Raw genomic sequence first — 14,224 nt, 5'->3', positions numbered from 1 at the left:
GCCTTTGCCTCTAGCTGGCGGCCGGCGCTAGCGTGCCCTGCCATTCGCGGCGGGCGGCCTGGGCGCCGCTTTCAAAGTAATGCGTGTCCAGCGGCACGGGCCGTGCCAGAGCAAAACCCTGTGCATAGTCCACGCCCACGGCCTGAAGGGCCTGGGCGATCTCGCGGGTTTCCACATACTCGGCCACGGTGCGCTTGCCCAGGATGTGGCCTATGCGGTTGATCATCTCCACCATGGCGTGGTTGCTGGGGTCCTGGAGCATGTCGCGCACAAAGCCGCCGTCGATCTTCAGATAGTCCACGGGCAGCTGCTTCAGATAGGTCAGCGAGGACATGCCCACGCCAAAGTCGTCCAGCGCAAAGCGGCAGCCCAGGGTGCGCAGGGCCTGGATCAGCCTGGTGGCACTGGACAGGCTGGCGATGGCGCTGGTCTCCGTGATCTCGAAGCACAGCAACTGCGGCGCAATGCCGTGTGTGCTCAACTGTTTCTGCACGAAGTCCAGTAGCCCGTCGTCATCCAGGCTGGGGCCTGACAGGTTGATGGCGCAGGTGTCGATGTGGCGCAGTGCGGCCGGATGCTGGGCCAGCGTGGCCAGCGTTCTGGCGATCACCCAGCGGTCCACCGTGGGCATGATGCCGTAGCGCTCGGCCGCGGGAATGAAGGTGGCTGGCGAGATGATCTGGCCCTGCTCGTCGCGCAGCCGCAGCAGCACCTCGAAATGAAGTCCCCGCTGACCGTCGGGCTGCAGTGGTGCAATGCTTTGGGCGTACAGGCAAAAGCGCTCCTGCTCCAGTGCCATACGTATGCGTGTCACCCATTCCATCTCGCTGACGTGGCGGGTGTACTCGCCATCGTCGCTGCGGTAGACGTAGATGCGGTTGCGGCCACGCTCCTTGGCGCGGTAGCAGGCCATGTCGGCCATGCGCAGCAGGTCCTGGGCCGACTGGACCTCGCCGCCGATGTGCACCAGGCCGATGCTAAGCCCCGTGCGCAGCACCTGCTTGCCCCAGTGCACGTGCAGGGCCTCGGTCGCCTGGCGCAGCTTCTCGGCAATGCGCAGGGCGGGCTCGGGCGGGCAGTTCTCCAGAAGAACGCCGAATTCATCTCCGCCCAGCCGCGCGAGGGTGTCGGTCTCGCGCAGGTTGTGCAGCAGCAGGCGGCTGACCTCGCACAGCATCTCATCGCCCGCCGGGTGGCCGCAGGTCTCGTTGATGAGCTTGAACTGGTCCAGGTCCATGTACAGCACGGCCGAGGGCCGCAGCCTGTGCTGGCCCTGGTTGAGCAGGCGCTGCAGCCGGCGCTCGAACTCGACGCGGTTCTCCAGCCCGGTCAGCCCGTCGTGGCTGGCATGCCAAGACAGCTGGTCCAGATACTGCTGCTCGCGCGAGACATCCCTGAGCACGATCACCGCACCGGCCGGGCGCTCCCCACCGCCGCTGATGGCCGACCCCATGAGCTTGACCGGCACGATGCTGCGGTCATGGCGCCGCAGCCAGCGCGTGTGCTCCTCGCGCAATTGCTGGCCCGACAGCAAATGGGCCAGCAGGCTTTCCGCGGTCTGGGTGGCGTCAATGCTGTTGAAATGCAGGCCCTTGGCCAGGTGCTGGCCCTTGATCTGCTGCTCGTTGCTGCCCAGCAGGCCCAGCGCGGCGGGGTTGGCATAGTCCACCACGCCCTGGGCGTCCGTGGTGATCACGGCGTCGCCCAGCGAGGCCAGCGTGGTCTGGGCCCTTTCCTTTTCCGTCAGCAGGTCGTTTTGCACCTGCTGGCGCTGCTGCAGCATGCGCCGCGTATGCCAGAGCGCCACCAGGATCAGCGCCACACCCAGCACCAGATGGATGCCCTGCAGCCACATCACCATCTGCCGTGAACTGCGGCCCAGCGAGGCGCTGAACTGCTGGGTGGCCGGTGTGACGCCGGCGTTGATCTGCTCGATCTCGCGCTTCCAGGTGATGGCGTCCTCGGCGCTGACGCTGCCCACTGCGTGGCGCTGCTCTATCTCCTGGGCCAGCCTGTCGAGCTGCTGCAGATACTGATCGCCTTGTTTCCAGTAGCGATAAGGCTCTTCCAGAAGCTCGACATGGCGGAAGGTCTGCATGAGCCAGATCAGCGCCTCGGCATCGTCAGGGTGGTTGCCTCCCAGAAGAATGCCGGCACGCGCATCCTTGACCCTGGCTGGCACATCGTCCAGCGCCATGCGCGCCTGCCAGTCGCCCGCGGGAATGGCCATGGCCTGCTCGAAGCGCGCCATGTCGCGCGCCGAGCCGCTGTCCACATAGCGGCTCAGGGCGTAGATGGCGTCCTTCTGTGCCTTGGACCACAGGCTTTCCCCGGCCACGAAGGCGCGCACCGCAGACACAAGGTAGAGGCTGCCGCTGGCCATGACCACCAGCACCACGACCACCAGCACCAGGGGCCAGATGCGCTGCACCAGCTGCAGTACCGGCACATGGGCTGGGGGCTGGCTTTGCATGGGCGGAGCAGGGGAGGGTTGGCCGTGTGGGCGGCTCAGGCGCTGGCGCCAATGCGCTGCAGAACTGGCGCCGAATGGCTGGGTGGCTGACGCGTCCCGGATATCCGGGCGGTTGATGGATGTTCTCGAACCATGGGGCTGCCTCCAGATAAGCCGATTATGGGTGTTTCCAGATGTGTTCGGGTTGTCCGGTTGTATGCGCAACTCCGATTTAAGAGGAGCGGGCTATTACGGTAAAGAGGGTCATTGGCCGCAGCGTGCCCGCATGCTGCTGCCAGCCATGACCTGCGCGGCTTGTAGGTTGCGGGCAGGTGGTGCTTTTAGGTGTCCGCCTACAAGCGAGGCCGTGCCTGGGGTTGGCCGGGAAGAGGGTGCAGGGGCAGATCGTGCTGCTCGGCCAGGTCTGCCAGCTCGGCGCAGGACAAGGGGGCCAGGAAGGCTTGCAGGGCTGCATGCATGGCGGGGCTGCGCATGCTGGCGATGCTGCCATCGCCATTCACCGACGCCACGGCGCACAGGCGGGCCGCGAAATGCGGCTCCAGGGCCGCCACGGCCACCGATCCATCGGCGCAGGCGTAGATGCGATAGCCTGCGTGCGCGCCGCCCACATCGCCATCGGGTCGGGTCAGGCCCCAATGCCAGGGCAAAGCCAGCCACTGCGCGGCCTGGGCCAGGCCTGTTTCCTGGAGACTGCCGTGGCCGCTGCGCTGGCGCAGCAGCCAGGCCTTGAGCACGGCTTCGCTGGCCATCAGCGCACCGGCCATGTCGGCAAACAGGCTGGGTGGCATGGCGCCGCCCTGTACCAGCCCCGCCTCGGCCTGGTAGGTCAGGTCATGTCCTGGCACATCGGCCAGGGTTCCCGCGCTGCCGACGATGCGCACCAGCGACAGCTGCGGATGGCGCTGCTGCAGCGACGCCCAGTCCAGCCCCAGCTTGGCCAGTGCGGCGGGGCGGAACGAGGTGAGCAGGATATCGGCCGCATCCAACGCATCGTGCAGCGCCGCCTGTCCTTCCTCGCTCTTGAGCTGTGCCTGCCAGACCGCAACGCCCTGGTGCATGTCGGCATAGGCTTGCGGGCTGTAGTGCGCCATCGGGTCTGCACCGGCCACACCGGCTGCACCGGCCGCAGCGGGCTGTGCAGACGGAGGCTCCAGCTTGCTGCACTGCGCGCCCATGGCGGCACAGCGCATCAGGGCGGCGGGGCCGGGCAGATTCAGGGCCAGACTCAGGATGCGCACGCCCGACAACGGCAGCCCGTTGATGGGGGAAGATGGGAGGGACGCGGGTAGCGCAATAGCGTCAAGGGGCGCGTGATCGGGCATGGGTATCGAGCGTCTCAGTGTGCATTCGGTGTTTCAACTGCCCGCATGATCGCACCCATGCCTCCAAGGGCCTGGCGCATACCGGACGGTGAGGATGCAAAAGCCGCCCGGAAAAAGAAAATGCCGCCAGGGCAATGCACCGTTGGCGGCATGTCTGCAAACCCGGCGCATGGCCGGGCAGCCGGGGTGGGGGTCAGACCACCTTGGCGATCGACTGGCAGACGTAGTCGATGTTCTTGCTGTTGAGCGCGGCCACGCACATGCGGCCCGTATCCGTGCCGTAGACGCCGAACTCGGTGCGCAGGCGCACCATCTGGTCCTTGCTCAGGCCGGAGTAGCTGAACATGCCGATCTGGGTGGTGATGAAGCCCATGTCCTGCTGGACACCGGCAGCCTTCAGGCCATCAACCAGCTTCTGGCGCATGGCCTTGATGCGCACGCGCATCTCGCCCAGTTCCTTTTCCCACAGTGCGCGCAACTCGGGGTTGTTCAGCACGGCTGCCACCACGGCGCCACCATGGGTGGGCGGGTTGGAGTAGTTGGTGCGGATGACGATCTTGAGCTGGCTCAGCACGCGGGCCGCTTCTTCCTTGTCGTTGGCCACCACCGACAGCGCGCCCACGCGCTCGCCGTACAGGCTGAAGCTCTTGGAGAACGAGGTCGAGACGAAAATGTTCAGGCCGGCGGCCACGAACTTGCCGATCACGGCGCCGTCTTCGGCAATGCCGTGGCCAAAGCCCTGGTAGGCCATGTCGAGGAAGGCCACCAGACCCTTGGCCTTGACGGCGGCGATCACCTGGTCCCACTGCTCGGCCGTGATGTCATAGCCGGTCGGGTTGTGGCAGCAGGCGTGCAGCACCACGATGGTGCCGGCGGCGGCCGCGTTCAGGTCGGCCAGCATGCCTTCGAAGTTCACCTTGCGGTTGACCGCGTCGTAGTAGGCATAGGTGCCCACTTCGAAGCCTGCATTGGTGAAGATGGCCTTGTGGTTTTCCCAGCTCGGGTCGGAGATCAGCACCTTGGCGGTGGGGCTGATCTTCTTGAGGAAGTCGGCGCCGATCTTCAGGCCGCCGGTGCCGCCGATGGCCTGCACCGTGGACACGCGGCCGGACTTGACGACGTCGGACTCGGCGCCGAACACCAGGCCCTTGACTGCGGCATCATAGGCAGCGATGCCGTCGATGGGCAGGTAGCCGCGGGCCGTGGGCTTGTCCATCATCGCCTTCTCGGCGGCCTGCACGCATTCGAGCAGGGGCAACTTGCCGTTGTCGTCGAAGTACACGCCCACGCCCAGATTCACCTTGCTGGGGTTGGTGTCGGCAGCGAACTGCTCGTTCAGACCCAGGATGGGGTCGCGGGGGGCCATTTCGACGGCGGTAAACAGAGACATGAAGCGTCCTTGGGATGTCTTGGGAGGTGGAAAAAACGCGGCTAGCCCCAAGCTACGGTAGGCTTTCGGGTTAACCCATGAATTCTAGCGATCTCGCCGGCCGATACTCACTTTTGCGAACCCACGTCATGCACGAAGTCTCTGATTCCTCTCCAGCACCTGGGGCCTCCGGCCAGTTCGTGCATTTCGCGGACTCCCCCTTCGAGCTGTTCCAGCCCTATCCGCCGGCCGGCGATCAGCCCGCAGCCATTGAAAAGCTGGTCGAAGGCATCCAGGACGGCGAATCCTTCCAGACCCTGCTGGGCGTGACGGGCTCTGGCAAGACCTTCACCATGGCCAACGTGATCGCCCGCATGGGTCGCCCGGCCATTGTCTTTGCGCCCAATAAGACGCTGGCAGCGCAGCTGTACAGCGAATTCCGCGAGTTCTTTCCCAAGAACTCCGTCGAATACTTCGTCAGCTACTACGACTACTACCAGCCCGAGGCCTATGTGCCCCAGCGCGACCTGTTCATCGAAAAGGACAGCGCCATCAACGAGCACATCGAGCAGATGCGGCTGTCATGCACCAAAAGCCTGATGGAGCGGCGCGACGTGGTCATCGTCGCCACGGTCTCGGCCATCTACGGCATCGGCGAGCCCGAAAGCTACCACCGCATGATCATGACGCTGCGCACCGGCGACCGCATCAACCAGCGCGACGTCATTGCGCAACTGATCCGCATGCAGTACCAGCGCAACGACCAGGACTTCAGCCGGGGCAAGTTCCGCGTGCGCGGCGACACCATCGACGTCTTCCCCGCCGAGCATTCCGAGCTGGCCATCCGCATCGAACTGTTCGACGACGAGGTCGAAAGCCTGCAGCTGTTCGATCCGCTGACGGGTCGCGTGCGCCAGAGCATTCCGCGCTTCACGGTCTACCCCAGCAGCCACTACGTCACGCCGCGCGACAAGGTGCTGGCCGCCGTGGAAACCATCAAGCTGGAGCTGGCCGAGCGGCTCAAGCAACTGGTGGGAGACGGCAAGCTGGTCGAGGCCCAGCGCCTGGAGCAGCGCACGCGCTTCGATCTGGAGATGCTCACCGAGGTCGGTCACTGCAAGGGCATCGAGAACTACACCCGCCACCTCTCAGGCGCCGCACCCGGCGAGCCGCCCAGCACCCTGACCGACTACCTGCCCGGCGACGCCCTCATGTTCCTGGACGAGAGTCACCAGATGATCGGCCAGCTCAACGCCATGTACAGCGGCGACCGCTCGCGCAAGACCACGCTGGTGGAGTACGGCTTTCGGTTGCCTTCGGCGCTGGACAACCGGCCGCTCAAATTCGAGGAATTCGAGCAGCGCATGCGCCAGGTCATCTTTGTCTCCGCCACGCCGGCAGACTACGAGAAGACCCACTCGGGCCAGGTCGTGGACCAGGTCGTTCGCCCCACAGGTCTCATCGATCCTGAAATCGAAGTACGCCCGGCCACCAATCAGGTGGACGACGTGCTGCAGGAAATCCGCCTGCGCGTCGAACGCACGGAGCGCGTTCTCATCACCACGCTGACAAAGCGCATGGCCGAGCAACTCACCGACTATCTGAGTGAAAACGGCGTCAAGGTGCGCTATCTGCACTCCGACGTGGAAACGGTGGAGCGTGTGGAGATCATTCGTGACCTGCGCCTGGGTGTCTTTGACGTGCTCGTGGGCATCAACCTGCTGCGCGAGGGGCTGGACATCCCCGAAGTCTCGCTCGTCGCCATCCTCGATGCCGACAAGGAAGGTTTTCTTCGCGCCGAACGCAGTCTCATCCAGACCATCGGCCGCGCCGCGCGCAACCTGCATGGCAAGGCCATCCTGTATGCGGACCGTGTCACTGAGTCCATGAAGAAGGCCATTGGCGAGACCGAGCGCCGCCGTGCCAAGCAAATAAGCTTCAACGAGGAAAACGGAATCGAACCCAAGCAGATTGTCAAGCGGGTGAAAGACCTGATTGATGGTGTCTACAGCGAAAAAAGTGGCAAGGAAGCGGAACGCCTGCAGGCCAATCAACTCGAAAGAGCGCGTGTCGAGGACATGTCCGAAAAAGATGTGGCCAAGGAAATCAAGCGTCTGGAGAAGCAGATGCTCGAACATGCGCGCAGCCTGGAGTTCGAACAGGCTGCGCGGGTGCGCGATCAGCTGGCGCTGCTCAAGGAGCAACTGTTCGGGGGCTCATCCGTGCAGGTTTCCTGAGGCGGCGCCTGGTCTGAAGCCCGTTAGCTCCTGTTACCCGACAAAATTGATGGGGAATGTGGTACACTAAGGGTCAACACTCAACAACAACAAAAACTTCGATGAAAAGAAGGGCTCTGAACCTTTTGAACAGGACGGAGTAAGGGCGGAGACTGTGCCCAACTCCAGTCAAATCGCTGGAGCGGGTGTTTCTGTAACGTACAAGCCTGACTGAAGGAGCTCGTAATGCGTCTCACCACCAAAGGCCGTTTTGCGGTCACTGCCATGATCGATCTGGCCCTGCGCCAGAACAATGGCCCTGTCACGCTGGCAGCCATCAGCCAGCGGCAACAGATTTCCCTGTCGTATCTGGAACAGCTGTTCGGCAAGCTGCGCCGCCATGAACTCGTCGAGTCCACCCGTGGACCCGGCGGCGGCTACACGCTCGCCCGCAAGGCTGGCGACATCACCGTGGCCGACATCATCGTCTCCGTGGACGAACCCATTGACGCCACCCAGTGTGGCGGCAAGGAAAATTGCCTGGGCGAAGCCGGCCGCTGCATGACGCATGAGCTGTGGGCCGCACTGAACCAGCGCATGGTCGAGTTCCTCGATTCCGTGACGCTGCAAAAGCTTGTGGACGAACAACTGGCCAAGGGCATCCAGATCGAGGACAAGCCCGTGGTGCGTCGCGCGATTTCCACGGCTCCCGTGGTCAAGCCCATCCGTGTGAATGCCCCGAACTCGGTATTCGCGCTGGGCAACGCCTTCGCCAAGTCCTGATCGACTTTTGACACCCTGAGGGCAGGGCACCGCCGCGCATGGCTGTGTGGCGCGGTGTTGTCCGCCTGGATGGATTCACCGGAGTTCATCGCCTTCCCGTTTTTTTGCCAGCCTGAACCTTGATAAGAGCCAGTCATGGACATGACCCCGCATTTCCCCATCTATCTCGACTATGGCGCGACCACCCCCGTGGACCCTCGCGTGGTGGACGCCATGATTCCTTGGCTGCGTGAGCATTTCGGCAACGCCGCATCGCGCAGTCATGCCTGGGGTTGGGAAGCCGAGGAGGCCATCGAGAAGGCCCGCGGCCAGGTAGCAGACCTGATCGGCTCGGATCCCCGTGAGATTGTCTGGACCAGCGGTGCCACCGAGTCCATCAACCTGGCCATCAAGGGCGCGGCGCATTTCTACCAGGGCAAGGGCAAGCACCTGATCACGCTCAAGACTGAGCACAAGGCCGTGCTCGACACCATGCGTGAACTCGAGCGCCAGGGCTTTGAGGTGACCTATATGGACGTGCAGCCTGATGGCCTGCTCGACATCGAGGCATTCAAGGCCGCGCTGCGCCCCGACACCATTTTGGTCAGCGTGCTCTTCGTGAACAACGAAATCGGCGTCATCCAAGACATTCCCACCATCGGCGCGCTGTGCCGTGAGAAGGGCATCCTGTTCCATGTGGACGCCGCGCAGGCAACGGGCCGCGTGGAGATCGACATGTCCAAGCTGCCGGTGGACCTGATGAGCATGACCGCGCACAAGACCTATGGCCCCAAGGGCGTGGGTGCCCTGTATGTGCGCCGCAAGCCGCGTGTGCGTCTGGAAGCTCAGATCCACGGTGGTGGCCATGAGCGCGGCATGCGCTCGGGCACGCTGCCTACGCACCAGATCGTCGGTATGGGCGAGGCCTTCCGCATTGCCAAGGAAGAAATGGCTGAAAGCAATGCCAAGGCCTACGCGCTGCAGCAGCGTCTGCTCAACGGCTTGAAGGATCTGGAGCAGGTCTTCATCAACGGCAGCATGGAGCACCGTGTGCCGCAGAACCTGAACATGAGCTTCAACTTCGTCGAAGGCGAGTCGCTCATCATGGGCATCAAGGGTCTGGCGGTGTCCTCGGGATCGGCCTGTACGTCGGCCAGCCTGGAGCCCAGCTATGTGCTGCGTGCACTTGGCCGCAGCGACGAACTGGCGCACAGCAGCCTGCGCATGACGATCGGCCGCTTCACGACCGAAGAGGAAATCGACTACGCGATCAGCACCATCCGCACCAATGTGGTCAAGCTGCGCGAACTCAGCCCGCTGTGGGAGATGTTCAAGGACGGCATCGATCTCAGCACCATCCAATGGGCGGCTCACTGAGCATTGGTCGGCACGCGAATCAAGTATTGAAGAGGTAGACATCATGGCTTATTCCGACAAAGTGGTAGACCACTACGAAAATCCCCGCAACGTGGGCTCGTTCGACAAGAGCGACGAATCGGTGGGCACCGGCATGGTCGGCGCTCCTGCCTGCGGCGACGTGATGAAGCTGCAGATCAAGGTCAACCCCGAAACCGGCGTCATCGAGGATGCGCGTTTCAAGACCTATGGCTGCGGTTCCGCGATTGCCTCGTCTTCGCTGGTGACCGAGTGGGTGAAGGGCAAGACGCTGGATGAGGCGGCTGCGCTGAAGAACAGCCAGATCGCCGAAGAGCTGGCTCTGCCTCCCGTCAAGGTGCACTGCTCCATCCTGGCCGAAGACGCCATCAAGGCAGCAGTCGATGACTACCGTGCCAAGCGCACTGCGGTGGTGGCCGCCTGATATGGCGATCTCGCTGACCGATTCTGCGGCACGCCACGTGAGCCGCTACCTGTCGCGGCGCGGCAAGGGTATCGGCGTGCGCCTCGGGGTCAAGACCACGGGCTGCTCTGGCCTGGCCTACAAGCTGGAGTATGTGGACGAGCAATTGCCCGAGGACGTGATCTTCGAGGACCACGGCATCAAGGTGCTGGTCGATCCCAAGAGCCTGGCCTATATCGACGGCACGGAGCTGGATTTCGTGCGTGAGGGCTTGAACGAAGGCTTCAAGTTCCACAACCCCAACGAGCGTGATCGCTGCGGTTGCGGCGAGAGCTTTCGCATCTGACCGGCATTTGCCGGGTGGCCGGGCCTTTGTGGCCTGGAGGCATGCCCGGCAGACCCTGATTTCTTCTACTCCCTCAAGAGGCCGCCTTCGCTTCGGTGCTGGCGGCTTTTTATCGACATGAACCTGCAATCGGACGATTTCGAGCTGTTTGCGCTGCCGCGCCAATTTGCGCAGGAGCGCAGCACCATTGACGCGCGCTGGAAGGAGTTGCAGCGCGAGGCCCACCCTGACCGCTTTGCTTCGCAGGGAGCCGCCGCGCAGCGCGTGGCCATGCAGTGGTCGGTGCGCATCAACGAGGCCTACCAGCGGTTGAAAGAGCCACTCAGGCGCGCAGCGTATCTCTGCGAATTGCAGGGTGCACCCGTGCGTGCCGAGGACAACACGTCCATGCCCACTGCCTTTCTGATGCAGCAAATGGAGTGGCGCGAGGCGTTGGAAGAGGCGCAGGACGAGGCCGCTCTGGATGCGCTGGACGACGAGGTGCTGCAGGCGAGAAAGAGCATGCTGGCTGAATGTGGTCGTCAGCTGGATGAGCTGCACGATGCGCAGGCGGCTGTGCAGCAGGTCAGAGCCCTCATGTTTGTTGCGCGATTTGCGCAGGACATAGAGCGTCGCCGCGATCAACTGGGACAATAACCCGCGATCCGCACCTCCCACGAGAGACCCTCATTCACAAGGCAGGCCGGCCGGCCCGGACCTGCAATTTCCCCGAGTATTTTCATGGCGCTTTTGCAGATTTCCGAACCCGGTCAGTCCCCCGATCCCCACCAGCGGCGCATTGCCGTGGGCATCGACCTGGGCACCACGCATTCGCTGGTCGCCGCTGTCCGCAATGGCGTGGCCGAATGCCTGCCGGATGACCAGGGCCGAGTGCTGCTGCCTTCTGTCGTGCGCTATCTGCCCCAGGGCCGTCGTGAGATCGGCCACGCCGCCCAGGCTGCACTGTCTACCGATGCGGGCAACACCATTGCCTCGGCCAAGCGCTTCATGGGCCGCACGCTGGCTGACATCGATGCGCCGGAAAAGCTGCCTTACCGCTTTGCGGAGCAGGAGGCCGGCCGTGGCGTGATCGGGATCGAGACCGTCGATGGTACCAAGACAGCCGTGGAGGTCAGCGCCGAGATCCTGGCCACGCTGCGTTTCCGTGCCGAAGACACCTTCAATGACGACATCCATGGCGCCGTCATCACCGTGCCCGCCTACTTTGACGATGCACAACGCCAGGCAACAAAGGATGCGGCAAAGCTCGCCGGCATCAACCTGCTGCGCCTGATCAACGAGCCCACGGCTGCAGCCATTGCCTACGGCCTGGACAACGGCTCCGAAGGCGTCTACGCCGTCTATGACCTGGGTGGCGGCACCTTCGACATTTCTATCCTGCGTCTGTCCCAGGGTGTGTTCGAAGTCGTCTCCACTGGTGGCGACTCGGCCCTGGGGGGCGACGACTACGATGCGGCTTTGGCCGAGTGGGTGGCCCAGCAGACCGGCGTGGTTCCCCAGACGGCCGAGGACAAGGCCCGCTGGCGCATGGCGGCGCGCCTTTGCAAGCAGGCATTGACGGATGCACAGGTCGCAACGCTCACGGCCGAGCTGTCTACCGGCGCTGTGCATTTCGATGTAAAGCGCAGCGATTTCGATGCGAGCACGGCCCATCTGACGGCACGTTCGCTGGCAGCCGTGCGCCGCGCGCTCAAGGACGCAGGGCTGGCGCGCGACGAAGTGCAGGGCGTGGTGCTGGTCGGCGGTTCCACCCGCATGCCCCAGGTGCGCGAGGCCGTGGCCGAGTTCTTTGGCCGCGATCCTCTCATCAATCTCAACCCCGACGAAGTCGTTGCGCTGGGGGCCGCCATCCAGGCTAACCAGCTCGCTGGCAACAGCTCCAGCGGCGACATGCTGCTGCTCGACGTGATTCCTCTGTCCCTGGGCGTGGAGACCATGGGCGGCCTTGTCGAGCGAATCATCAGCCGCAACGAGACCATTCCCACAGCCCGTGCCCAGGATTTCACCACCTACAAGGATGGTCAGACGGCCCTGGCCGTCCATGTGGTGCAGGGCGAGCGCGACCTGGTGGCGGACTGCCGCAGCCTGGCGCGTTTCGAGCTGCGCGGCATCCCGCCCATGGCGGCCGGCGCGGCCCGCATCCGTGTGACCTTCACCGTGGATGCCGATGGCCTGCTGTCGGTAGGCGCCAAGGAGCAGACCAGTGGCGTCGAGGCCCATATCCATGTCAAGCCTTCGTACGGCCTGTCGGACGACGAGGTTGCCCGCATGCTGCAGGACGGCTTTGCCACGGCCCAGCAGGACATGCAGGCCCGCGCACTGGTGGAGGCACGTGTCGACGCCGATCGCATGCTGATGGCCAGCGAGAGCGCTCTGCAGGCCGATGGCGATGTGCTCGCCGCGGACCAGCGCGCAGCCATCGATGCGCTGATCGACGCCCTGCGCGCCAGCGTGGGCTCCGAGGATGCCGCCGTCATCGAGGCGGCGACACAAGCGCTGGCCAAGGGCACGGAGTCCTTCGCCGCCGAGCGCATGAACCGCAGCATCCAGCAGGCCCTGGCCGGCAAGAGCGTGCAATCCCTTTCCTGATTTCTGATCCGACAGCAGATCCGTCATGCCCGTTATCAAAATACTTCCCCACGCCGAATACTGTCCCCAGGGTGCTGAAATCGAGGCGCCCGCCGGAACCTCGATCTGCGAGGCCCTGCTGGACAACAACATCAAGATCGAACATGCCTGCGACATGAGCTGCGCATGCACCACCTGCCATGTAGTGGTCAAGGCGGGCTACAACTCGCTGAACGAGGCCGAGGAAGAGGAAGAAGACCTGCTGGACCGCGCCTGGGGTCTGCAGCCGCAGTCCCGCCTGTCCTGCCAGGCCATCCTGGCACGCGAGGACGTGACCATCGAGATTCCCAAGTACTCGCTCAATCACGCCAAGGAAAACCACTGAGGGCCAGCACATGTCGCGTCAAATCATTCTCGACACTGAAACCACTGGCCTGTCAGCCGACAACGGCGACCGGCTCATCGAGCTGGGCTGCGTGGAGATGGTCAACCGCAAGCTGACCGGCAACAACCTGCATCTGTATTTCAATGCGGGGCGCGACAGCCATCCGGACGCGCTGCGCGTGCACGGCATCACCACCGAATTCCTCAAGGACAAGCCGCGCTTCGAGCACAAGGTCGAGGAGATCTGGGAGTACCTGCAGGGCGCCGAGCTCATCATCCACAACGCGCCCTTTGACCTGGGGTTCCTGAACAAGGAGCTGGAGCTTGCCAACCGCCCGCCGATCCGCCAGTGCGTGAGCGGGGTCATCGACACCCTGGTCATGGCCAAGGAGATGTTCCCTGGCAAGCGCAACTCGCTCGATTCGCTGTGCGATCGCCTGGAGGTGGACAACTCCGGGCGCACGCTGCACGGCGCCTTGCTGGATGCGGAGCTGCTGGCCGATGTCTACATCAACCTCACGCGGGGCCAGGAGGCTCTGTTGATGGCGGAAGAGCCTGTCCAGTCCGAGGGTGGACTGGTCGTGGCGCAGGTGGATCTGGCCAGCTTCAAGCTGCGCGTGGTGCACGCCAATGATCAGGAGCTGGCCGCACACGAGGATGTGATGGTGCAGATGGACAAATCGAGCGGCGGCAAGACAATTTGGCGCGGCTTCGAAAATCAGTCCTAGAAGTTATGACATAATCTAAGTCTTGTTGCAGTAACGACATATGGGTGATTAGCTCAGCGGTAGAGCACTGCCTTCACACGGCAGGGGTCACATGTTCGATCCATGTATCACCCACCATTTTTTCCAAAGAAGTTGGCCTAGCAGCCAGCTTCACGGGTGATTAGCTCAGCGGTAGAGCACTGCCTTCACACGGCAGGGGTCACATGTTCGATCCATGTATCACCCACCATTTTTTCCAAAGAGGTTGGCCTAGCAGCC

At 63.5% G+C, this 14,224-nt stretch carries 12 protein-coding genes and 2 tRNA genes; 11 read left to right on the top strand and 3 right to left on the bottom strand.

What is annotated here, in order from left to right; translation table 11 throughout:
* Positions 1–10 precede the first annotated feature (10 nt).
* From DA1_RS23095 to DA1_RS23085, 3 genes are all read right to left on the bottom strand, one after another.
* Positions 11–2,473, bottom strand: a complete 2,463-nt coding sequence (locus DA1_RS23095) for an EAL domain-containing protein (RefSeq protein ID WP_034394233.1) — start codon at positions 2,471–2,473, stop codon at positions 11–13.
* Positions 2,474–2,805: 332 nt separating this feature from the next.
* On the bottom strand, positions 2,806–3,795 hold the full coding sequence (locus DA1_RS23090; protein WP_034394230.1) for a CoA transferase: 990 nt from the start codon (positions 3,793–3,795) through the stop codon (positions 2,806–2,808).
* Positions 3,796–3,988: 193 nt separating this feature from the next.
* Positions 3,989–5,185, bottom strand: coding sequence for an amino acid aminotransferase (locus DA1_RS23085; RefSeq protein WP_034394227.1), 1,197 nt, complete (start codon positions 5,183–5,185; stop codon positions 3,989–3,991).
* Between the two features lie 128 nt (positions 5,186–5,313).
* Between DA1_RS23085 and uvrB the strand changes: the two genes are divergently transcribed.
* The 11 genes from uvrB (at position 5,314) to DA1_RS23030 (ending at position 14,195) form a co-directional block, all read left to right on the top strand.
* Positions 5,314–7,401 (top strand): excinuclease ABC subunit UvrB, encoded by a 2,088-nt coding sequence (uvrB, locus tag DA1_RS23080; protein WP_034394224.1) that lies wholly within the window; start codon positions 5,314–5,316, stop codon positions 7,399–7,401.
* A 225-nt stretch (positions 7,402–7,626) separates the two neighbouring features.
* Complete coding sequence (iscR, locus tag DA1_RS23075) at positions 7,627–8,163, top strand: Fe-S cluster assembly transcriptional regulator IscR (RefSeq protein ID WP_012205825.1); 537 nt, start codon at positions 7,627–7,629, stop codon at positions 8,161–8,163.
* Between the two features lie 135 nt (positions 8,164–8,298).
* The gene (locus tag DA1_RS23070; RefSeq protein ID WP_034394221.1) at positions 8,299–9,519 is read left to right on the top strand and encodes an IscS subfamily cysteine desulfurase; all 1,221 of its coding nucleotides are present in this window, start codon (positions 8,299–8,301) and stop codon (positions 9,517–9,519) included.
* A 43-nt stretch (positions 9,520–9,562) separates the two neighbouring features.
* On the top strand, positions 9,563–9,961 hold the full coding sequence (gene iscU / locus DA1_RS23065) for a Fe-S cluster assembly scaffold IscU (protein WP_016447123.1): 399 nt from the start codon (positions 9,563–9,565) through the stop codon (positions 9,959–9,961).
* A gap of 1 nt (position 9,962) precedes the next feature.
* Complete coding sequence (gene iscA / locus DA1_RS23060) at positions 9,963–10,286, top strand: iron-sulfur cluster assembly protein IscA (RefSeq protein WP_012205822.1); 324 nt, start codon at positions 9,963–9,965, stop codon at positions 10,284–10,286.
* 117 nt (positions 10,287–10,403) lie between these two features.
* On the top strand, positions 10,404–10,922 hold the full coding sequence (gene hscB / locus DA1_RS23055) for a Fe-S protein assembly co-chaperone HscB (protein ID WP_034394218.1): 519 nt from the start codon (positions 10,404–10,406) through the stop codon (positions 10,920–10,922).
* 84 nt (positions 10,923–11,006) lie between these two features.
* Positions 11,007–12,875, top strand: a complete 1,869-nt coding sequence (gene hscA / locus DA1_RS23050; protein ID WP_034394215.1) for a Fe-S protein assembly chaperone HscA — start codon at positions 11,007–11,009, stop codon at positions 12,873–12,875.
* 25 nt (positions 12,876–12,900) lie between these two features.
* Complete coding sequence (gene fdx / locus DA1_RS23045) at positions 12,901–13,239, top strand: ISC system 2Fe-2S type ferredoxin (protein ID WP_013802212.1); 339 nt, start codon at positions 12,901–12,903, stop codon at positions 13,237–13,239.
* Between the two features lie 10 nt (positions 13,240–13,249).
* Positions 13,250–13,966 carry a DNA polymerase III subunit epsilon gene (gene dnaQ / locus DA1_RS23040; RefSeq protein WP_034394212.1) on the top strand — a complete coding sequence of 239 codons (717 nt, stop codon included), beginning with the start codon at positions 13,250–13,252 and terminating at the stop codon, positions 13,964–13,966.
* Positions 13,967–14,008: 42 nt separating this feature from the next.
* Positions 14,009–14,083 (top strand) — tRNA-Val (locus DA1_RS23035).
* A gap of 37 nt (positions 14,084–14,120) precedes the next feature.
* Positions 14,121–14,195, top strand: a tRNA-Val gene (locus tag DA1_RS23030).
* Positions 14,196–14,224: the final 29 nt, after the last annotated feature.

The sequence above is a fragment of the Delftia acidovorans NBRC 14950 genome, from assembly GCF_001598795.1.
GTDB classification, from domain to species: Bacteria; Pseudomonadota; Gammaproteobacteria; order Burkholderiales; family Burkholderiaceae_C; genus Comamonas; species Comamonas acidovorans.
This window is presented reverse-complemented; position numbering and strand designations above follow the sequence as displayed.